Raw genomic sequence first — 21895 nt, forward strand, 5'->3', positions numbered from 1 at the left:
CAACGGTCACCGACACGGCACCCGCGTTAAACCGGCAGGCTCGCCCGGCCATCCTTATTTTTCGAGGACAAACTCAAAGCGGGAGCCAACGTACTGGGTGTGAACGTACTCAAACGGGCGGCCATCCTGCAAATAGGAGAGCTGGGTCATCCGCAGGAGCGGGTCACCCCGTTTGACATCTAAGTAGGTAGCAATCCGTTCCGTGGCCTTAGTTGCGGAAATATGCTGGATCGCGTGGCCCGGATAGAGGTGGGCCTTTTGCTCCAGCGTCCGGTAAAAGGAACTGGTAATCTCATCCCGGCTAAAATCTTTGACCAAAGCAGCGGGCACCGTAGCAATTTCATAGCAAATCGGGACATCGTTTCCGGACCGAACCCGCTCCATCCGCAGGACCTGCTCCCCTGCCGGCAGCTTTAATTTTTCGATTTCAGTCTGGGAGGGCACCGTCAAGTGGTAGGAAATAGTCTTGCTAGACGGCGTCTTCCCGGCTGCCAGCATTAATTCGGTAAAGCTGGTCACCCCGGCCATTTTTTCCTGGACCTTGCGGTTAGCCACGAAAGTTCCTGACCCGACCCGGCGTTCCAGGATTCCCTCGTCGACCAGGGCTTGGATTGCCTGGCGCAAGGTCATTCGGCTAACGTTAAACTGGCTAGCTAGTTCCCGTTCTGCCGGGATTTTTTGACCGACCCGCCACTTATCGTTTTCGATGTTCTCTCGCAGCTGGTTGTGTATCTGAATGTAAACCGGTGAACCCATCGTATTCCTCCTCGTGCCAATACAGTTCTCTGTCATGCTTCGTCTTATTCTACCACTTTTCCAGTTATCTAGACCAATACTAACTTGCTTAGTTGAAGAGATACAAACCGCCCGTGAACGAATTTGCTTCGCTCCGGGCGGTTTGTATAAATTCAGTTATTATTTAATCAATGTCATCACAGTAAACCACTGGCTTGATTAGGTTTGCTGGCTTGTTATGCATTCGTTCCAGTGCGTCCGAAATCTTTTTAAAGCCGTCGAACTTGTAGGCAATCATTAATGATGGGTCTAACCGACCGTTGGCAATCAAACGAGCCAGCTTTCCCATCCGCAGACGGCTGCCAGCATCAAAGCACCATCAGCCAGTGTTCCCAGCGGCTAACCTCACGTCGAAAGACACACACCCCAACCTGCCAGCCGGTTGGGGTGTGTGTTCATCCTCTGCAAAAAACTATTTAGTTGCCCGTCCTTCCAGCTTCATTCCGCGTTCCAGGGAACGGTCGACGATAATCGACTGGGAATCGGCCACCGAAAACTCTGTCTCGGGGTTCATCTCCTGGGCATAGGACAACTCGGTACATCCCAGGATAACAACGTCGGCGCCCTCTTCCTCGACCATTTTGCGGACCAACTCGTGGTACTTTTGGCCGTCGGAGTGGCCAGCTTCCTTGATGTCGTGGTAAATTAAGTCCTCGGTCATATCAAGGATTTCCGGCGTCGGCTTGATTTCCTCATAACCCGCCTTAGTGATGTAGCCGTCATACAAACCGGCTTCCACGGTCCCCCGGGTTGCTAACAGGCCGACCTTCTTAGCATCTGGCTTAATCCGCTTGATTTCGGCAACCGTTTCTTCCAACATATTGAGAATCGGAATCGTCGTTGCCGCTTGCAACTGGTCAAAAGCATAGTGGGCAGTGTTGCAAATCAACACGAAAAACGCTGGGTTAAGCAGGCTCTGCTGCTGGATATCCTCAATCAGCGCCTTGTTATAGTCGGGCTGGCTGTGGTCAAGGATCCAGGTCGTCCGATCCGGGATACTAGCATGGTTGACAACAATGTAGTCCAGGTAATCCTGGTCGCGGTGAATCGGGGTCCGTTGGTCGAGCAGGCGAACGTAACTCTCAGTTGCCAGCGTGCCCATTCCCCCTAAAACGGTAAAGAACTTTTTCATTATTAGTTTGCCTTCCTTTTCTCATGCTAAGAGCGCCACAAAAATTGGGCCAAGCAGGGTAATGCCGATATTGCCGACCACGAACGCGGGAGTAAAGGCCGCCGCAAAGTAGGCGCCCCCTTCTGGCCCCGCCTTTTGAACGATTTCGCTCATTGAGGCGGCACTCGTCCCGGAACCCGTCAAGGCTCCCAACAGCGCCAGCGGCTCCATTCGCAACACGTAGCGGCCAAAGAGCAGGGTCAGCAGGTGCGGTGCAATTGTGATAATTGCACCAACCACCAACACGCCAACTCCCAAAGACTTAACCGCAGACGTAAAGGCTTGGGCCGACTGGAGACCAACCGTCCCCACGAAAATCGTCAGCCCAACACTCTGGCAGAAAGTCGTGACCGTTTCTGGAATCGACTTGTAGTCGTGGTGGCGGTTAATCCAGGAGCTCAGGACCAGTCCCATAATCAGGGCCGCGGTCCCGTTACCCAATTGAAGTGGGATACCATTTAATTTTAGCCCAAGAATTCCTAAAAGGGAAGCACCACCGATTCCGAGGGCGAAGAGGCTGTAATTGATGGCCTCAGCGCTGGTGTGCCACCGCCCCATCTTATGCAGGATGTTCGCGGTTCGCGAGGTGTTCCCGGTCAGTGAAATCACATTGCCGGGGCGAAGCTGGTTAATCAACTGTTCGTTCCCGGTATTGGGATCCTGGATGTTAATGAACACCCCGTGCTGACGCAAGATTGCCAATTGAACCGGCTTAAAGTTCTTACCAAGGACGAATTTTCGTTCCTTGGGCGCGTTCGTCGGCGTCAACACTTCCTTGATTCCCTGAAGGCCGTGAAGACGGTCGAAGTGAATGGCGTAACCGATGACCGTCACCAGGTCGCCCGGTTTGATTTCGTACTCCAGGTGGTCAGTCATCGTCCCCCGGTGAAAGACGGCCAGCGCAATCAGGTGGTAGTTAGTCCAGCGGTTAAACTGCACGATTGTTTTACCGACCAGCGGCGAATCCGCAGCCACTCGGTAGGTCCGGCGCCAGGTGGGGTTAGGATTTTTAGCATGAAAGTGATACTTCCACGCCATCAGCGGTCCCTGTTCCTCAATGGTAATTCCGCAGATTTTCGGCGCGATGTCCCGGAGGAAAACAATCACCCCTAGCGTCCCGAAGACGTAGGTTAGGGCGTAGGCAACCGGGAGCTGGGCCTCATAGGTTGACTTAACGGCGTTGCTGACCGGGAGCGACCCAATCGTCTGCAAGGAGCTGGCAACGGTCGCGGACTGGGTCAGTGAACCAGAGATAACCCCGGCGGCAATCCCCGGCCCAATCTTAAAGGCCACAAACAGGCCCCAGGAAACGAAAAAGGCTACCAGCATCCAAAAGAGGCTGGCAATAATGATGCGGATTCCAAAGAGTTTGAGGCTCACCAAGAGCTGGGGGCCAATTCGGTAGCCAACGGAAAACATGAAGGCCCCGAAGAAGATGGTGCCCAGCATCTCGTTCCGGGGAAAGGCCCCGATTTGACCAACAATCAGGGTCACGATTAGCGTTCCCACCGTTGCCCCAATGTTGAAGCGCCCGGCAATTTTATAGCTGCCGATGGCAAAGCCCAAAGCGACACAGATAAACAGGGTGAAGGTCTGGTTATTGACCATGAAATGGATAATTGTATCTAACATTAACGATTCTTTGTCACTTTCATAATTTTAATCCAGCAACATTATTACATTGCCACCACCGCAATTCAACAGTCTCCGTCAACTTATCATTGAATGTTAATGTGCCGGTAATCAAAGTAAAAGAGTGTGCAGGCAAACTAGGTCAGCTAGCTTGCCTGCACACTCTTTTCGTTTCTTATTTCTTTTCCACAAAGTACTTGGCAAAGTTCTTTTGTGAAACCATGTTGATCCGCTTTTCCAAGAGCCAGCGCATCAGGTTCATGTCCTTAGCGTAGTGGTAGGTTGTCCCCCACCGACCGTCCTTAATCAGTTGTTCCGCCTGCTGCTTGATTTCATTATCCTTGGCGTACTTTAGGAAGGTCTGCTTGGAAACGCCCAGCCAGAGCTGGTACTTAGCCGGATCCTGGTTGGCGTAAACCGTCTCCTGCCCGTCCAGACGATCAAAAATGTAGTCTTCCACGGGGAAGGTCGCCAGCTGGTGGCCGTTGAGGGAAACGAAGAAGCTGCTCCGTCCCTGCCGCGGGTTCAAATCAAAGACCTTGAACTGGCCGTCACGGCGGTCGTACTTCAGGTCAAAGTTGACAAAGCCGGTGAACTTGACGCTCTCCAGGAAGTGCTTGATGTTTTGGTAAATCTGCTTGTCGTAAGCCGGCATAATTGCCACGTAGTTCCCGACGTTGGACGGCTCACACTCCTCCAGCAGCGGGTGGCCCAGGCTCATCAGCTTGACCTGGCCGTCTTTGCCGACGTAGCAGTTAATCGTCCGCATGTTGCTATCGTCACCCGGGATAAACTCTTGGAGGATCAGATCGCCATTGTAGGGACTGTGCTCGTAAATAGTCGTCAGCACTTCAGTCAGCCGGTGCGCATCGTTGATGATGTAGGCCTTCTCATAGCCTTCGAAGTTTCCCTTGTGCCATTCGACCGCGTCGGCCGCCTTTAAGGCTACCGGGAATTCGAATGGTGACTGGTAGTGCTTGTAGTCGGTATCCGGTTTGAGGATGTCGGTCTTAGGGTACGGCAAGCCGTACTGCTCACAGACCTCATAGAACTCTTCCTTATTAGTCAGCTTGGCAACGGACTCGTAGTCGGCGTATGGAATCGCCATGTACTTTGCCAGTTTGCTCCGGTTCTTGCTGACCAGTTCCGTGTAGTCATCCCCACAGCTAATCAGGACAACCTTTTTCCCCTGGTCGATATACTGCTGGGCCGCCTTGATCAGGGTCTCGGTGAAGACTTCCGGCTTCTGCAGGTTAGCGTCAATGTGCAGGTCGATAATCTTCGAAAACCGGGTCGGTGCCAGTTCAGCCCGTGCGTACAGGTGGGACTTCACGCCGTACTTTTCATACATTGACCGGGCCATCCCGTAGGCGTTAAAGTCACTTCCTAAAATCAGCGGAACAAATGGTTGTTCGCTCATTTTCTCACTCCCTCGCTAAAATTAAACGTTATTTTCAGTATTCCAAGCTCCTATTCTACCATACTTTCGGCCCTTACTGACGGCTAGTCCGCTTTTGCAGGCGGTAGTTGATTACAATGGCTGCTAAGGCAATGACAGCCATTACCAACAGGAAGAGATAGTCAAAGCGGCCTCCAGCATAGGAGCGTGTCCGCAGGCTGCCCGTGCCGCTGTTTTGGTAAATCGCCAGGACCGCCGCCAAAAAGGCCGTCCCCAGGGAGCCGGCGAATTGCTGGACCATGTTGAAAATTGAATTGACGTCGGCACTGTTCTTTGCCGCTACCAGGACCGTCGCGTTGGAAATTGTGTTTCCAAAGGCAAAGTTAAAGCCGACCCGGAGGATGATGAAGAAGGTCATGATTAGCATTGGCGTCAGGCCCGGTTGGAACAGGGCAAAGCAAGCCGTCCCCGCCAGCAGCAGGATTCCGCCAAAGGTAACCGGGGTCGCAAAGCCCTGACTATCCGCGAGCCGACCGGCAAATGGCGCCAGCAAGGCTCCGCAAACCGACCCCGGTAGCAGGATCAGGCCAGCGACGGTCGACGTCGAGCCGAGAACGTATTGAGCGTATAGTGGAATCACGAGGGAAATTCCGATGTTGATGAATTGCAAATCAAAGTAGGTCAGGGTCGATAAGCGCAGGGGCTTGCTCCGGAAAACGCTCAGGTCGAACAGGCGCGACTGTCCGTGATTGTTGACATAAACGAAGCCGGCAAAGAAGACCGCGCCCGCCACCAGCCAGGCGAGAACCGTCCAGCTCAGTCCAGACCGCCCGATCAGTGCTAGGCCATAGACAACGGTGAAGAGTGCCACGGCTAGACTAATGAGGCTCCCGTAGCTAAAGGGTTTCTCGTTGCCGATTGGCTGGTTGCGGATATATAGTTGCCCCAGTACCAGACTGACCAGGACAAACGGCAGGAGGAGCCAGAAAATCATCCGCCAGGAGCTGACGGCGGAAATCCACCCGCCATAGGTCGGCCCAAGCGCCGGTGCGAAGGAAATTACCATCCCCGCAAAACCGGTCATCGCCCCAAGCCGCTCCCGGGGGATTTCGGTAAAGATGATGTGGAAGAGGATTGGCGTCGATAGACCAGTGGCAACGGCCTGGATTAACCGTCCCACCAGTAAAACCGCAAAGTTGCCGGTCAGGGCACACATCAAGTCGCCGATGATAAAGGCCGAGACCGCCACCAGCTGCAGTTTACGGGCCGCAAACTGACGTAAGAGGTAGGCCGTCGTCCCCATCGTGATGGTCACCATCAAGAGGTAGCCGGTCGTAATCCACTGGACCATATCCAGGGAAACACCGAATTCACGGGATAATTCCGGATAGGTAACGTTCATTGACGTTTCATTCAAGATTCCGATAAAGGTTAACAGCGCAAGGGAAATAATTGCTAGGTAGATATGATTTTGTTTGGTACTTGCCACACTAACGCCTCCTTGAAAATTTTAAATAAAAAATAGCCGTAGTGATTCGCTCCACCACAGCCTAATTAACAGTTATTGTTATACCAAATTTAATTTGCCCCTGTCAAACCTGGTTGCTGGGCCAGAGCTGTCAGCCACTGTCTGGTCGGCAAATCCAGGTCCGCCGCCGGCTGGTACGGTAACGGCGCAAGCAAGGCCCGCACCTGTTGCCAATCAACCTGCCCATCCCGATACAGGGCCGCCAGCAGTTGCTTCGCCACTAGCTGGGTTTGCGCCGGTGGTAACGGTCCCCGACCAAGCAGGGTCGCCGCGGCCCCCTTTTGTGCCAGCTGCTCGGCTACCAACTGGTTCAGCTGGCCAGTGCTGAGCTGGGCGGTCACCCGGAGGCGCTGATCCAGGGGCACAGCCGGTAGCTCTTTGACCAGGAAGCGCTGGAGGAGGTCCCAATTAGCCGTCACCTGGGCGTAAAACTGCCAGGGAACTTGGGAATTCAGCTTAGTTAGCAACGGCGGTACCAGTCTCGCCAGGTCGCCGTTGGCCTCCACTAGGCGATCAGCCAGCTCAATTAAAAACCGCTGGACTGTTTCCTGGGCCGCTGGGGCCACCCGCTTCTTTGCGGTCAAAGCAAAGCGGACCACGAGGAAGTCAGTCAGCCGGTCAGTTGAGACTGTGTTGCCCCCACCGCGGCGCTTGACCTTAAAACTATTTAGTTGTTTAGTCCGGGGCGACTTGGCAAACTGTCCCTGCTTCGGCATCTTAATCCCTCCTCGTAAGTTAGCAATTATTTCCCGGGTTATATTCTATGAATACCGCCTAGTGCGGTAAATCAAGCCGTCACCCTAGGGCACGTGAGTTTTAAAACAAAAAGAAGCTGGGTTTTAATCCAGCTTCTCAGTCAGTTGGGCTAGCTGGATTCGAACCAGCGCATGACGGTACCAAAAACCGTTGCCTTACCGCTTGGCTATAGCCCAATAATAAAAAATGGAGGAGGGTGGATTCGAACCGCCGAACCCGAAGGAACGGTTTTACAGACCGTCGCGTTTAACCAGACTTCGCTACTCCTCCATGTGGTTAAATTGATCAGTAATCAATCAACGTTTATTATAATACCGAATCTCCGACCTAAATGCAAGCCTTTTTTAATCAGTGACGCAAAAAAGCTCGTCTGCTTCGCCGTCCCACGCTTATAAGGACGACTAGGCAGCGGAGCCAACTATTCCGCTGAACCCTATTTTTAACAATAAAAAAGAGGCTGGGCCGCTTCCCAGTCTCTTAGAAATTTCAATTATTAGTCAACGCCGCCCATTAGACCGTGGATCTTCTTAACGAAGAACATTAAGATAATCCCGAAGACGATACTTACCAGACCGATTGTCAGGAAGTATGGTACTTCCGTTGATGATGAGTAGTACTTAACGATCTGCGCGTTCACGGCTTGACCAGCCGCGTCAGCTAAGAACCACATACTCATCATTTGGGACTTGAAGGCGTTTGGTGCCAACCGGGTCGTTACCGCCAGGCCAATTGGGGAAATCAGCATTTCACCAATTTCCACGATGAACCAGGAACCAACCAGCCAGAATGGTGATACCCGTCCGGCGGTCGTCCCGTGAATCAGTGCTGGCAGTGCCATGAAGGCATATGACAGCCCGGCAAAGACCAGCCCGGCCGCAAACTTACCAGGAGCACTTGGCTGGTTCTTCCAGTGGTCCCAGAGGGAAACGAACACTGGCGTTAAAATCATGATAAACAGTGGGTTCAGCGTCTGGAAGTTAGCCGCTGCAAAGTGCCAGCTCCCGATGTGCAGAACTGTCCGTTGTTCGGCGAAGAGGGCCAGCACAACTGAACCAGATTCTTCAATCGCCCAGAAGATAACGGCTGCAATGAACAGTGGGATGTAGGCTACAACCCGGGACTTTTCTGTCTTCGTAACCTTCTTGGAGTTCAGCATCATAACGAAGTACCAAATTGGCAACGCAATCGCGATGATGGTAATCAGCGTGATGATGTTGGTAATGTTCAACTGTCCCATCGCTGCCAGCAGGGCTAAGATGATGGCAACTGCTACCACACCAACAATGGACCAGATAATTACCGGCCGCAATTCGTCCTTTTCAATCGGATCTTCTGGGTACAGACTATCCTTAGAAAGGTACTTCCGTCCGCCAATTACGTATTGAACCAGGCCAAAGAACATCCCGATTGCGGCAAGTGAGAAGCCGGCGTGGAAATTCATTTCCCCGTGGAAGAGGTTCAGGCCAAAGCCATTTGCAGCCCACGGAACTGCCCAAGGAGCAACCGCGGCCCCCAGGTTAATCCCGAAGACGAACATACTGAAACCGGAATCCCGCCGTTGGTCTTCAGGGCTGTACAAGCCCCCCACCATTTCGGAAACGTTAGGCTTCAGTAACCCGGTCCCGACAACAATCAACGCGATTGACACATAGAGGGCGGAAACCCCGAACGGCAGTGATAAGGCAATGTGCCCAAACATAATGAGGACACCACCGATAAAGACGGTCCGCCGGGAACCCCAAACACGGTCAGACAGCCAACCACCAACAACTCCGGACAGGTAAACCAGTGATCCGTAGATTGACATGATGGAAGCCGCGGTGGTTTGGTTCATTCCTAAACCACCCTTAGTTACCGCATAGTACATGTAGAACAGCAGGATGGCACGCATCCCGTAGTAACTAAACCGTTCCCACATTTCTGTGAAGAACAGAGTTGATAGGCCACGTGGCTGGCCAAAGAAGGCTGTATCCACGTTTCTCTCTTTACTCATATAATTCCTCCAAACAATAATTTGAAATGAATTGAATCGTTAATACATACTCATTTCCAAAATTAAAAATATCTTTAAAATTTCAGAATATATTAATTATATACACCTCATTTTGGTCAGTCAATTAAAAAATAAGATTTCAATGAGAAAAAGTGCGCTTGAGCAGGGAGAAATTAACTTTTAACTTTAATTTTTAAACGAACAGCCCAGCAATTATTATTTAAATTAAGTAAAGAGTGCCTAGCAAACGATTACAACCATCCTTTTGAAAAATTTAGTGAGCTTAATCCTTCCCTTTGCGGGCAAAGTTAACGTAAACACCAACCAGGGCTGCCAGCAAGTAAATCAGGCTTAAAGCGAAAATAGCATTCCCAGCGGTCTGCCAGGCTCCGGGGCCAAAGAAGCCCCAGCAGAACATACTAAAGCCCAGGGCAATCAATCCGGGGGCTAAGACCATTCCGGCCCGGTTCAACTGGTCCGCCGACACCGTGTTGCCAGAAAACTGCTGGAGCCAGGTTAACAAGTTGAGCCACTTGCCGCGGAGAAATTGTAGTCCCACCAGCATGAAGACAATGCAGAGCAATAACGACGAGGTTTCCATAAATAAAACATTCCTTCCGTAAAAAAAGAGTGGGACAGACCCTGCTCCACTCCTGTAACATTTTCATTTTTAAAGTAACAAAAAGACTCCTCTTTGTAAACTACTCTTGTGCCCGTTTTAGGTAGCGCTCAGCCTCAGCGGAACTCAAATCATAGGCCGACATCAACTGCTTAACAATAACAGTCCGACTTAATTCAAGGCCAAGCAGTATCTTGGCCGCCGCAACGATCGACTCTTGCTTGCCTTGCTTCTTTCCCTCCGCCAGGCCGATTGCCATCCCATCACTGCGGGCGTCCATTAGGTCTAGTTCGTATTTCATATAATCACGCCGCCTTTCTGGGTCCTGCTTAATACGCTTCATTTCCTGGGTGACCTGTTCCACGAGTGGGTCTCCCGCTGCAATCTGATTATGCATTAGTTTGAGGAAACCTGCTACCCCTATATTATCATGAAAGGTGCTGGCCTGGGCATTAAAAACCACCAACTGCTGGCCCGTTCCTGCAGCCAGGTCCGGTTGGTCAATGTTCCGCCACTCGAAGCGGTATTCTGGCCGGTCCTGACCGTAATAGTCAAAATCACAGAAGAAGATTACGTAGGTCGGGTATCCTGCCAATTTTTCGTAGTTGTCACCCGGTCCTAAAATGCTGTAGTCAACCTGCTCAAGATAGTAGCGCAGCCGGTACGGAAGATTTTGCCGGTTGGCAACCTGCATCTCCACGATGTACGTTCTCTGCTGGTCATCACGAATGTAGACGTCAAAGCGGACCGTCCGCGCGTCTAAGGGCGTATTAACCTGCTTTTGCACCGTCACCCGCTGGACCCGGTCAATCGCCAGCTCTGGGAAAATCCGCCGGAGCAGTTCCCGGCAAATCGCATTATTCTCCATCGCCATCGAAAACATCCGGTCGTTGGCAATCGTCAGCTCTTCCCACTGCTGAGCCAGCCTTGTTAGTTCGTGTTCACGGTTCATTTACTCGCCTCCCACTTAATAAATACGGAAGGCACACCTAATTGAACGAAAAAAAGCGCTGCCGCCCACTAAGGCGTGACAACGCTTGATAATAAACATTTCGAATCAACTGAGGCCTAGTCCAGCTGCTTGGCCTTATCAACCGGGACGTTTGGCGTCACGGTCTGACCAAACCAGTAGTCGACGGCGTTCCCGTTTCCGGCCGGGTCGTCGGTCCACCGGCTCAGCACTACCAGCTCGTGACCGTTAAGCGCTGGCTGAACCGTGAATTGCGCGTTGAAGCCAGACTGGCCGGCGTTGTAAGTATCCGGAAAGGCTCGGGCAACATCCGGGCGGGTGCTGTTGGCAGCCGTTACCTTGACCCGCTGGACTTCCCGGTTAGTCGTCCGGTCAAAAAGCAGCAGGTAGTGGTACGGCCGGCCCAGCGACTGGCTCGTCGCGTGCCAACCACTAGCATAAACCACGTTGCCCTGGATGGCGAAGCTGTCCAGATTCGCGCGGTTCGCGGTGTCGCGATAAAGCGTTACCGGGGCGAACCAGTAATCCACGTAGTTGCTATTGGCATCCTGGGTTGCACTCCACCGGCTAACAATTTGGAGGGGCTGGTTCCCCATTCCCGGTACTAGCTGGAGGTCCACATTGAAGCCGGACTGCCCGGCCGTAACGATTCCCGGAAAGGCCCGGGTTAGGTCAGGACGGCTGGCATACTGTTTAGTTGTATACCGCAGGAGCTCGTGCCCGGTTTGGGCGTTCAGAATAATCAAGGTGTGGTAAGGGCGCCCAATCGACTGGTTCGTGGCGTGCCAACCAGCAATATGGAGTTTGCCATTTTGCACATTGACACTATCCAGGTACCCCTGGTTGCGGTGGTCACTCAACAGCTGTTGGGGCGCAAACCAGTAGTCCACGTAATCGCGGTTTGAATCTGCCGTGCTGGAGTAGCGGCTGATGAACTGGATGTTATCCGTAACCATTGCTGGCAAGAGCGGGACGTCCACACTAAAGCCAGCGTGGTCCGCCCCAAGAATTGTCGGGTAGGCCTTAGCCAGGTCAGGACGGGCCACGGCGGCAACGTCCGGGATCCGGGTTAACTCCCGGCCCTGGCTGGCGTCCCAAATAATCAGCGTATGGTGGTTCTTGCCGAGGGCCTGGTTCGTGGCGTGCCAGCCGTTAACCTGGAAGTGACCATTGACGTACTGAACACTGTCAATCCAGGCATGGTTACCGTGGTCAGCGTTGATACGGTTAAACCAGTGGTCAATCCGCTGGCCCTCACCATTAATAAAATCGCTGGAATAACGGGCAATAATCGTTAAATCATCCCCAGCGGCGGACAACGGAATGATAATGTCCTGGTTGAAGCCGGACTGCAAGCTGCCGTAGACGTTCCGGTAGGCCGCTTGGACATCAGGCCGGTTGACCGGGTCAATCGCTACCCGCTTGATTTCACGCCCACGAGTGTTGTCGAACACAATCAGCCAGCCATACGGCATCAGTGACGAAGCACCGCTGGCGTGCCAACCAGCAACGTGGATGGCCGCCTCAGTTGCGGAGGTCTGGCGGATTGAATAGCCATCCAGGCTCCCATAATTCTGCTGGTAGTCCTGGGTATTAGGAGTGTACGGCTGGTAAAGCTGAATCGTGGTCGTGACGTTGGACTGCAGAGTATACCCCTGCAAATCCGGCACCCGCCGCATGTTACTCAACCCCTGCTGGGAAAGCTGGAGACGGTAGGTACCAGCCGTCGTTGGCTGGCTGACCACCTGCCCCGCCTGGTTGGTAATGAAAAGGTCGCCAAGCTGGGGGTGGTAGGTGTAAATCAACGTTTCGTTGCGGTAAACACCGATCGTGTAGTTCCGCGGGTTTTGCACCTGGTTCGACGGCAGCTTGGTAGGGCCGTTCAACGTGCTGGTAGTGGTTTCCCAACTCGTAGTATTCGCAGCAGCATAGCTAACTGCCGTGTTGGCCGGCTGAGCAAGCGTGTTTTGTGTGGCCGAAGTCGCGTCGGCAGGCGTAGCGGTGCTGGTTGACGGCGCTGGTACGCTACTGTTAACTTGACTCGTCTGTGGCGTGGCAACCACAGTATTATCGTCAGCGGATGCAGAAGTCGTTGTGACAACGATACCGGCAAAGGCTACCAAAGTCGCGGTAACCCAGAGTTTACCGGCTTTATATAATTTCTTACGTTCTTTCATTTAAATATTTCTCCCCGAATATTTATCTTATCCTTACAAAATTTATTATATGAGGAAAAAGATCAAAATGCCACTATTTTGACGACGCAGGTACTAAAAAAGGGACTGGCGAATCATCACCAGTCCCTTTGAATTAGCTCCGGCAGTCAGACTCGAACTGACGACAACCTGATTAACAGTCAGGTGCTCTACCAACTGAGCTATGCCGGAATAATAACTTAACGAATTAATTATAGCGAATAGTTAATTAATTCGTCAAGCTATTTTTCTGTTTGGGGTAGCTAAGATTGTTACAGCATGGCGGTTACCCTGCTTGCCATTAAAGGCCCGCGCTGACGGGTCTTTAATGTATTTTCTGCCTTAGCCTTTAACAATTTCCGCATGGTCCCAAGTTGACGCATCAAAGTGATAAATTGGGCTAACCATTTGGTCATAGACTGTCAAATCATTGTCATTTGCATAGTACCGGAAAACAAAGCGGCATTCATCGGTTGGCTTAATATCTCTAAATATACGGAAGCCATTCTGGAAGCCACTATTGAGACTATTCCAAACATCTGGATAAGCTGCTGCTACATCCGGTCGTTCCATGTCCATCGCATTATTCCAGCCTTCCGCTTCTATAAGGTCCCTGTCAACATCCTGACCATTAACCTGGAAAATTATTTCCTCATATCGTGCATGTTTTCTTACTTCATTACCATGCATCATCCTCTGATCACGTAAACTCTTATAGTTCCAGTTAGCACAATAGTTGCTAATCATCCAACCTGTAACATCCAAAAGTCTCATTGATATTGGTTGTTTTGTTTCCGAGTCAACATACTCATAAATCACCGGCTTAATGCTGTCAATATGAAAGGCTTTCTTTACGTTGTGGTTATCCGGTGAATTGACCCCACCGGCAGGAATTACCGGTGCTTCTGGTGTAACGGGCTGGTTGCCAAACCAGTAGTCGACCGCGTTGCCGTTTCCGGCCGGGTCATCCGTCCACCGACTCAAGATCACTAGCCGGTGCCCATTAACGCTGGAATCAACGATGAATTGGACATTAAAGCCCGCATGATCAGCGTTGTAAACACCAGGGAAGGCTTGGGCGACATCCGGACGGTTGTTGTTATCCGTGACTTCACGCCGCTGGACTTCCCGGTTAGCCGTTTGGTCGAAGAGGATGATGTAGTGGTGTCCCCGTCCCAGCGACTGGGTCGTAGCGTGCCAACCGGCTGCCGAAATTACTGCTCCCTGAGCGGTAAAGCCATCGAGGGCCGCGCGGTTGCTGAGGTCAGGGTATAACTGTTGCGGTGCAAACCAGTAGTCAACATAGTTGCTGTTGGAGTCGGCCGTGGCACTCCACCGGCTGATAATCCGGATTGGCTGGTCGCCCATGCCCGCTGTCAATGCAATATCCCCACTAAAGCCGTTCTGGGCCGCGGTGATAACTCCAGGGAAGACACGGGTCAGGTCTGGCCGGCTAACCGGCTGGCTGCTCGTGTAGCGACCCAGTTCACGACCGGTGTTAGCGTTCAAAACGATAATCGAGTGGTACGGCCGCCCGATTGACTGGTTGGTAACGTGCCAGCCAGCAATATGAAGTTTGCCATTTTGAACATTAATGTTATCTAAGTACGCTTGGTTGCGGTGGTCAGCTAGCAGCTGCTGGGGCCCAAGCCAGTAGTCAACATAGTCCTGGTTACCTGCTTCGTCGGTGCTGTAACGACTAATAAATTGAATTTGGTCGTTAGCCATTTCCGGTAGCAGTTTCAGGTCAGCACTGAAGCCTGAATGGTCAGCCATCACAATCGTTGGGTAGACACCAGGGATGTCTGGACGATTGACGGTAACGTTATTAACCCGTTCAAGTTCCCGTCCCTGGGTTGCGTCCCAAACAATAATGGAGTGGTACGGCTTCCCCAGTGCGGTATTAGTGGCGTGCCAGCCAGCAACATGGAGCTGACCATTGGCAAACTGAACACTATCCACGTAAGCATGGTTGCCGTGATCAACGTTCATCCGGTCAAACCAGTGGTCAATCCGTTGGCCCTCACCACTGACCGCATCACTAGAGTAGCGGGCAATTATGGTAAGGTCATCGCCAGCGTTGGCTAATGGAATCAAGATATCCTGGTCAAAACCGGATTGAAGGCTGCCGTAAACATTAGGGTAGGCTGCTTGGACGTCCGGCCGGTTAACCGGCTTGATTTGAACCCGCTTGATTTCATGACCGAGGGTGTTATCAAAGACAATCAGCCAACCATTCGGCATGACGGCCGACGCTCCACTGGCGTGCCAACCGGCAACGTGCAGAGCCGCTTCACTATCTGAAACCTGGCGGATTGAGTGACCATCTAGCGAGCCGAAGTTCTGCTTATAATCCTCTGCTGTCGGTACGTATGGCTGGTAAAGCTGAATCGATTTTGTCACAGCATTTTCCGGCTGATAATACATAGCGACGGGGTCATCTTCAAGACTAATAAGCAAGCGATCTTCTTTCAACGTATAGTTCCCAGCTATTGTAGGATGTGTAACATCATTGCCATTTTGATCGACAAGTTTAAAATCACCTGCTTTAAGATGGTAAGTATAAACTGGTGTCCCATTATAGAAGAGAGTAACGCTATACTTGCTTAGATCAAATCCCTGATTTAATTCAATCTTTGACGGTCCATTAAGTTTCGCCGTTGCATTCACCCAAATACGGTACTTAACGGCGTTCTTTGTATTAAAGTGGTATTGAAGATTGCCGCCAAGCTGGCTATTTAGCCGGTTTAAAGCTGATTCAGTTAAGCTAACGTAATATGTGCCAGGTTGTGTTGGCGTAACTTGATTTCCATTCTCATCAAAGAAGGCTAAGTCACCATCTTGCAATGAAATTTCTTGCTGATTACTTCCTAATACGTATTTTAAAGTGTAGTCGCTGAGCTTAATGTAATCATCGGCGCCTAAACAGCTGTTCTGAGGAGTGGCGCTTAGCGAAAGCTGCCCTTGACCAGCCTTAACAATTATTTTAGCCAAGCCAACGCTTAGCCCTATCAATTCATCCCTGTGATTGTTCAGATTATAAATGCTCTTAATAAATGGATACTGGCGTTGAATATTCTCAATACCTTGCTCAGTAACATAGATACCATATTGTTTTTCCAAGGCACTATTAGAAAAATTACCGTCTAGCCCAACCTGTTGCGGGTCAACATTCTTTCCCTCCTCGTCTACATACTCCAAGTCACCAGCAACAGGATGATAAGTTGCGATTTGCTTAATACTATATTGTGACATTATTTTAACTGTAACATCACTTGGATTCAGTGCAGGTACGGATTGACCATTATAAGTGTAAACATGATTTTCAGGACTATCATTAAAAGCTGTTTCAATACCGAGGTCAGTAGCTTCTTTAAGGTACACATCAATACCAAATCTGGAATCAAAATCGTAATGGTGCTCATCATCAGCTGCGTTAATATGTGCTAACCCAGCTGCTGTCAGGTTAATGGAATATGCACCAGCGGCACTTGGACTATCGGAAACCTGGTTGCCATTTTTATCAAAGAGTCCTAAGTCTCCAGCTACAGGTTGATAATCCTTTGCTCCGTTTAGGGTTAGCTTAAATGAGCTGGGATCATAATTACTCAATGAGAACTGACCAGCATATGTATAGTCATTTACATTAGGGTTATCCGTAAACATATACAGGCCCTTGTTATAAGGAGTTGCTGCTGCAAGGTTTGTAAATATCCCTGAGGTGGAACCTGATTCTAACTGATTGCTTGCAACTACTTGTTGATAATTAGGTGTCGAAGTCGCCTGAGTAGACTGTAAGTCTGTATTCGCCGTCGCTGCTTGACCATTATCAGTGGTCACTGCCGCACTTGCCTGCGGTGCCGCATTCACCGTGTCATCAGCCGCTGCGGGACTGGCTGCCAGCACAACTCCCGCAAATGCAAACAGGGTTGCGGTGACCCACAGTTTACCGGCCTTATATAGTTTCTTGTGTTCTTTCATGATTGACCTCCCAATTGATCAAGTAATCTACAAAGTTATTATATTGAACCGCCAATTGAATTGGTATCACTTTCATTGAGCGGCGATATACTGCAGTGACGGCACCAAAATGCAGCAAGTCGTGGTTGAAATCTTCTTTTATAAAGGAAAAATCGTTTGCAAAATCATCCCCGCTTTTGCGAACGCTTTCCCCCTTTTTCTAATCGTAAATCTGTCAACGAACGGATTGTTAAGCTAACTGCTTTTTGTTAAAATATGCCTCTGGAAAATCTTCCCTTTCATCCCAAATTCAATTATTGTTAATCATGGGGAGGTTTCCGCAATGAACTTTTTTATCTTAGAAGATCAATGGATCGAGCAAATTAATTTGGAAAAGGTACTCAACTCAATCGCTAAGGAGCAGCAAATTGCCGTTGCCACCATCAAGGCTTACGCAACGGTCGACGAATTAACCGCCCACTTGCCAGCGCCGAGCATGGATAACGTCTACCTGCTCGGCCTCGAAGTCGCCGGCGACACCAAGGCCGGGCTAAAAGTTAGCCGGTTGGTCCGCCAATACGACCCGTACGCCACCATTATCTTTATCACGGTGCACGACGAATTATTACCGGCCACTTATCGCTACCAAGCAGCCGCCCTGGACTTTATTTCCAAAGGCACGGCCAATATCACTGAACGCCTCCGGCAAGACATTGTGCTCGTCAACCAAAAAATCAAGCAGATAAAACAGCTCAACCAGCCTACCATCCTGTTGAAAATTGGGACCGGCTATACCCGGATTGCCCTGGCCGACATCCTCTACTTTGCCCCAACCCCCGCAACTCGCACCAGTCATTTCTCTACTTGACGAATGGCCAGCAAGTCACGGTGCACGGTTCATTGACGAGTCTGGAACACGGCAGCCAATTCTTTTTCCGCAGTCACCGGCACTGCCTGATTAATATTACCAAGGTGAGTCAGATTAACACCCATGACCATACAGTAGTGCTGGGGCTTACCCCCCCCCCACATTTGTCCCCTTTCACGGCTCAAAACCGCGGCCCTGCTCAATCAGCTCGCCACGGTAACTAACACTAAAATCAACTAACCTTCGCCCCAATTACGGCGAAGCATCCAAAAGCATCCTGCTGCTTTGCCTATCGCGCACACAGTTATTTTAAGATGCAATCACCAAGAGGCTGGGAGAAAACTTCATTTTCTCACCAGCCTCTTGCTAGCTCTTAACTATTATAAAGATAACGTGGAAAATAACCACAAGGCTAGTGTCTAGCTACGAACGATAGCCGACCCGTGCCGTGTCAACTATCGTCCTAGGCTAGTCATACGCCTTGTCAAGAAGGTTATTTTCCACTCCCTTAGTGATTACTTGCCTGTCAGCTGGCAGATAGGATAAGATATGTAGAAATGGAGGGTTAGCAATGATTGAAGTACGAAAAATCACGGGAAAGTCACCGGACTTCGCAAAGATCAAGCGGGTCTACACCACCGTTTTCCCCCGCCACGAACGACTTCCGCTGGCCTTGCTGAAAATGCGGGCGGCCACGGGCAAGGCAGAATTCTGTAGTATCTCTGAGCGGCAAAACTGGGTTGGCTTCTTTTATACCGTCTATGATCGCCGGATGGCCTACGTCTTCTTCCTGGCAATCGATCCCCGCTACCACGGCCGGGGTTACGGGAGCGCAGCACTGACGGCAATCAAGGAGCGGTACGCCGATAAGCTAGTCACCCTGTGTGCTGAGCGCCCGAACGAGGCGGCGGCTAATAATGAGCAGCGCCTGCGCCGCCAGCGGTTTTACACCCAAAACGGCTTCGTCAAGACCGGCTACTACACCATTGAGCAGGACGAGGAATTTGACCTGTTGGCGCTGCAAGCAGACGTGAACCCGCAAATCTTCCAGCAGCTGATGACTCGCTTTTTGACCAAGCGACGGCGCCATTACCTCCCGTTTAAGTTAGTCAAGGAATAAGCAGAAAACGAACATCGTGCTATATAGCTAGACTAAAGCGGCCCCCAGCGTTCAATCGAATGCTGGGGGCCGCTTAGCGTATCGCCATAGTTCATTGAGAGTCTACTCCACGGTAATCACTTGGCTGTTCTTAAATGCCGTCGTGGAAAGTTCGTTGCCAATCCCCGGGAGGTCGGGCACCGTTAACTGACCACCCTGCGGTTCGTAATCATACTTGGTCAGACTCAACATCTTGGGCATTGCCGTATTGACATTATATTCATGGATAATGAAGTTCGGCAGGGTAGCTTCCAAATTAAGGGAAACCGCCGTCATTAGGTTGCTCCCGGTGATATGGATTTGAACCCCAATATCATAGAGGGTCGCTAAATCACAGATTTTCTTAGTCTCGGTCACACCACCAGCAGTCCCAATGTCTGGCTGGGCAACCTGGATGGCCCCCTGGTCAAAGGCACGCTTAAACTCCCACCGCGAGTATAAACGCTCGCCAGACGCCACTGGCAAACCAGTTTCCTGATGAACGGCCGCCAATAGCTGTGCATCCGGCTTAACTGGTTCCTCGTAATATAACGGCGCATCCGGTTCAGCAAGCCGGGCCACTTGGATGGCAGCCAGTTTACCGATCAGCGCGTGGTTTTCTAATATCAGATCATTGTTCGGACCAAGTACCTTCCGGACAGCTTGCAGTCGTCGTTTAATCAGCTGTTGGTAGCTAATACTCAGCAGGCTGCTCTGATCAACATGCCTAATCGGCTGTCCCTGCTCGTCAAACGTCAAAAAGTTAATTTTTACCGCGTCGAATCCTTTTTCCATTGCAATCCGGGTATTGGTCGCGTAGTCCTCTTCTGTCGCTGCATGATGGCGGCCAACACCCCAGCCCATCTGCAGCTGGCTTGCGTAAGCGCGCACCTTTGAACGTTGCTTACCACCTAATAGCTCTGACAATGGCGCCTGGTAATACTTCCCCTTAATATCCCAGAGGGCAATGTCAAACGCTGAAATAGCGCCAAAAATAACTGGGCCCGCGTTTAGGCCAAAGAAGCTCTGCCGGTATAGTTTTTCCCAAATCAGTTCATGCTCTAACGGGTTCATCCCAATCAGCAAGGGCGCTAAGTCGCGCATTTCTGCAAAGGCAGCGTGACTGACGGCCCCATAGGAAAGTGCAACCTCACCATCCCCATATAATCCCGTATCCGTATAGATCCGGCAAAATGAGGGCCGCCAGCCGTCTTCAACTGGCGCGCTATACAACAGGTCAATCTTCACTATTTTCATTAACAAATCCTCCAAACAAAGCTAACAGTAACGTTCCCAAAACAATTAAATCGATTAACGCAAATAGGCAGAACACGCGAACAAAGCCCGCCTCTCCCGGAGCAACCATCAGCAATAACGTTAGTGCGGCTGTCCCCAGGCTCCCTAATAGCTGGCGAGTTACCGTAATCAGCGTAATCCCGTGGGCTACTAAATCTGAAGGCAATTGCGCTGCCCCTTGCGTCGTCGCCGGCATCAGCACCAGACTAGCCCCAATTGCAGCTAGACTACTATCAACAATTAGCTTGACTACCGTTAGACTGGGGCTGCCAATCGCCAAAAGTAAAAAGCTGCCAGCGAGGATGGTCATTCCCAGGGCTAGCATGACCCGGTCGCCCATTAAGTCCGCTAACCGGCTAGTCGCTAAGTTGGTAAGCACAAGAAACAAGGCCGGAATTAGCAAGGCAAGGCTTACCATTAATCCATGCTCAACGAGTATTTGGCGATAAAATAAGGGTAATAAGACCGTTAACCCCACCAATGACATGTACGCCACCCCGGATAGCAACAAGCAAAGGTCAAATCGCCCGTAATGCAGGACCCGCACCTGCAATAGCGGCCGCTTGCTAATTAGCTGCCGAAAGCAAAACGCTAATAGTAAGGCTAGACTTATTACTAGCAGCCCTAACATTAAATGCTGCCGCTGAGCCCATGACGCGTTGATTACATACAAAAGGCCCACTATTCCTAAGGAGTAAATAATCGAGCGCCAGTCAAAGGGTTGCCGGTGAATCGGCACCACAGCGGTGATCCAATGAAGTGCGCCCAGACTATCTAAGGCTACGATTGCTGCTAACAGGCCGTAAAAGCCCCGCCAGCTAACCATCGTCAAGGCCAGCTCTACAATTGCTGGCCCACCGACAATTGCAAAGCTCATTACTGCCCCGGCAATCCCCATCACCTGTTTTTGCTTGTCCCCTGTTGTGATGACGAGCAGGGCTGATTGATAAAGTGGGAACATTATTCCCAGTGCAATTGCTTCTAGTATTCGCCCAATCAAAGCCAGGAAGTACCAGGGTGTTAATACTAGCAACAGCGTCCCTGCTACAAAGCAACCGAGGAGCATTAAAATGAGCTTACGGAAACCAATATTCTGCAATAGCCACGGACTAATGAGCATACTGATACACATTACCAACAGGAAAACGGTGGTCAGCCACTCTACCTGGGCAAACGATACATGCCAGATGGACATCAAACTAGCAGTAGTCGGCGCTAACGCAAGCATACTAAGTGCCATCACGAATGTCGCGATCGATAGCACTGAAATGAAAGCCGTTCGATTAGGTCTTTCTTTTTCCATTTAACTTTTCCTTTCCATATAGTTGATTCACATCAAGCGTAACCATTAGTCAGTATCATGTGAACATTTTCAAAAACAGTTGAGCTAATAAACAATTTTTGAGTATCTAATTATAAAACCGTTCATTCCCCTTTCGCGGCTCAGAACCGCGGCCCCGCTCAATCAGCTTGCCGCGGTAACTTACGTTAAAATAAACTAAGCTGCGCCCGGTAAAAAATGCCCACCAAATAAAAAAGAGAGTGGGACATAAGTACTATTACTTAGATAAAAGA

At 50.7% G+C, this 21895-nt stretch carries 17 protein-coding genes and 3 tRNA genes; 3 read left to right on the forward strand and 17 right to left on the reverse strand.

Annotated elements, in window-relative coordinates; genetic code table 11:
* Positions 1-54: 54 nt before the first annotated feature.
* The 15 genes from FC49_RS06075 to FC49_RS06140 all read right to left on the reverse strand — a co-directional run bounded on the left by FC49_RS06075 (position 55) and on the right by FC49_RS06140 (position 17039).
* Positions 55-756 (reverse strand): GntR family transcriptional regulator, encoded by a 702-nt coding sequence (locus FC49_RS06075; RefSeq protein WP_003713144.1) that lies wholly within the window; start codon positions 754-756, stop codon positions 55-57.
* Positions 757-919: 163 nt separating this feature from the next.
* Complete coding sequence (locus FC49_RS10055) at positions 920-1084, reverse strand: hypothetical protein (RefSeq protein WP_003714766.1); 165 nt, start codon at positions 1082-1084, stop codon at positions 920-922.
* A 123-nt stretch (positions 1085-1207) separates the two neighbouring features.
* Complete coding sequence (locus tag FC49_RS06080; protein WP_003714752.1) at positions 1208-1927, reverse strand: aspartate/glutamate racemase family protein; 720 nt, start codon at positions 1925-1927, stop codon at positions 1208-1210.
* A 21-nt stretch (positions 1928-1948) separates the two neighbouring features.
* On the reverse strand, positions 1949-3598 hold the full coding sequence (locus tag FC49_RS06085) for an aspartate-alanine antiporter-like transporter (RefSeq protein ID WP_003714782.1): 1650 nt from the start codon (positions 3596-3598) through the stop codon (positions 1949-1951).
* A 175-nt stretch (positions 3599-3773) separates the two neighbouring features.
* Positions 3774-5018 (reverse strand): carboxylate--amine ligase, encoded by a 1245-nt coding sequence (locus FC49_RS06090; RefSeq protein ID WP_056984537.1) that lies wholly within the window; start codon positions 5016-5018, stop codon positions 3774-3776.
* Between the two features lie 73 nt (positions 5019-5091).
* Positions 5092-6486, reverse strand: a complete 1395-nt coding sequence (locus tag FC49_RS06095) for an MFS transporter (RefSeq protein ID WP_056984538.1) — start codon at positions 6484-6486, stop codon at positions 5092-5094.
* Between the two features lie 89 nt (positions 6487-6575).
* Entirely contained in the window at positions 6576-7241 is a 666-nt protein-coding gene (locus FC49_RS06100) for a hypothetical protein (RefSeq protein WP_056984539.1), read from the reverse strand.
* 144 nt (positions 7242-7385) lie between these two features.
* Positions 7386-7457, reverse strand: a tRNA-Gln gene (locus tag FC49_RS06105).
* Between the two features lie 11 nt (positions 7458-7468).
* Positions 7469-7551: transfer RNA gene (locus tag FC49_RS06110), tRNA-Tyr, on the reverse strand.
* Between the two features lie 223 nt (positions 7552-7774).
* Positions 7775-9274: a peptide MFS transporter gene (locus FC49_RS06115; RefSeq protein ID WP_003714776.1), complete on the reverse strand. Its 1500-nt coding sequence runs from the start codon at positions 9272-9274 to the stop codon at positions 7775-7777.
* 283 nt (positions 9275-9557) lie between these two features.
* The gene (locus tag FC49_RS06120; RefSeq protein WP_056984540.1) at positions 9558-9875 is read right to left on the reverse strand and encodes a hypothetical protein; all 318 of its coding nucleotides are present in this window, start codon (positions 9873-9875) and stop codon (positions 9558-9560) included.
* 100 nt (positions 9876-9975) lie between these two features.
* Entirely contained in the window at positions 9976-10845 is an 870-nt protein-coding gene (locus FC49_RS06125) for an Rpn family recombination-promoting nuclease/putative transposase (RefSeq protein WP_056984541.1), read from the reverse strand.
* Between the two features lie 116 nt (positions 10846-10961).
* Positions 10962-13040: a KxYKxGKxW signal peptide domain-containing protein gene (locus FC49_RS06130; protein ID WP_056984542.1), complete on the reverse strand. Its 2079-nt coding sequence runs from the start codon at positions 13038-13040 to the stop codon at positions 10962-10964.
* Between the two features lie 137 nt (positions 13041-13177).
* Positions 13178-13250, reverse strand: a tRNA-Asn gene (locus FC49_RS06135).
* Positions 13251-13400: 150 nt separating this feature from the next.
* Entirely contained in the window at positions 13401-17039 is a 3639-nt protein-coding gene (locus FC49_RS06140) for an MBG domain-containing protein (RefSeq protein WP_056984543.1), read from the reverse strand.
* A gap of 322 nt (positions 17040-17361) precedes the next feature.
* Between FC49_RS06140 and FC49_RS06145 the strand changes: the two genes are divergently transcribed.
* The 3 genes from FC49_RS06145 to FC49_RS06150 all read left to right on the forward strand — a co-directional run bounded on the left by FC49_RS06145 (position 17362) and on the right by FC49_RS06150 (position 19006).
* A complete protein-coding gene (locus tag FC49_RS06145) occupies positions 17362-17886 on the forward strand; it encodes a response regulator (protein WP_204780338.1) in 525 nt (174 codons plus the stop codon).
* Between the two features lie 20 nt (positions 17887-17906).
* The gene (locus tag FC49_RS10180; RefSeq protein WP_235804883.1) at positions 17907-18110 is read left to right on the forward strand and encodes a LytTR family transcriptional regulator DNA-binding domain-containing protein; all 204 of its coding nucleotides are present in this window, start codon (positions 17907-17909) and stop codon (positions 18108-18110) included.
* Between the two features lie 347 nt (positions 18111-18457).
* Positions 18458-19006 carry a GNAT family N-acetyltransferase gene (locus FC49_RS06150; RefSeq protein WP_056984544.1) on the forward strand — a complete coding sequence of 183 codons (549 nt, stop codon included), beginning with the start codon at positions 18458-18460 and terminating at the stop codon, positions 19004-19006.
* A gap of 102 nt (positions 19007-19108) precedes the next feature.
* Here FC49_RS06150 and FC49_RS06155 read toward each other — a convergent pair whose 3' ends face one another.
* Positions 19109-20281: a mandelate racemase/muconate lactonizing enzyme family protein gene (locus FC49_RS06155; RefSeq protein ID WP_056984545.1), complete on the reverse strand. Its 1173-nt coding sequence runs from the start codon at positions 20279-20281 to the stop codon at positions 19109-19111.
* The gene (locus FC49_RS06160) at positions 20262-21623 is read right to left on the reverse strand and encodes an MFS transporter (protein ID WP_056984546.1); all 1362 of its coding nucleotides are present in this window, start codon (positions 21621-21623) and stop codon (positions 20262-20264) included. Before FC49_RS06160 ends, FC49_RS06155 begins: the two co-directional genes overlap by 20 nt.
* Positions 21624-21895: the final 272 nt, after the last annotated feature.

The organism is Limosilactobacillus oris DSM 4864 (genome assembly GCF_001434465.1).
Lineage (GTDB): Bacteria > Bacillota > Bacilli > Lactobacillales > Lactobacillaceae > Limosilactobacillus > Limosilactobacillus oris.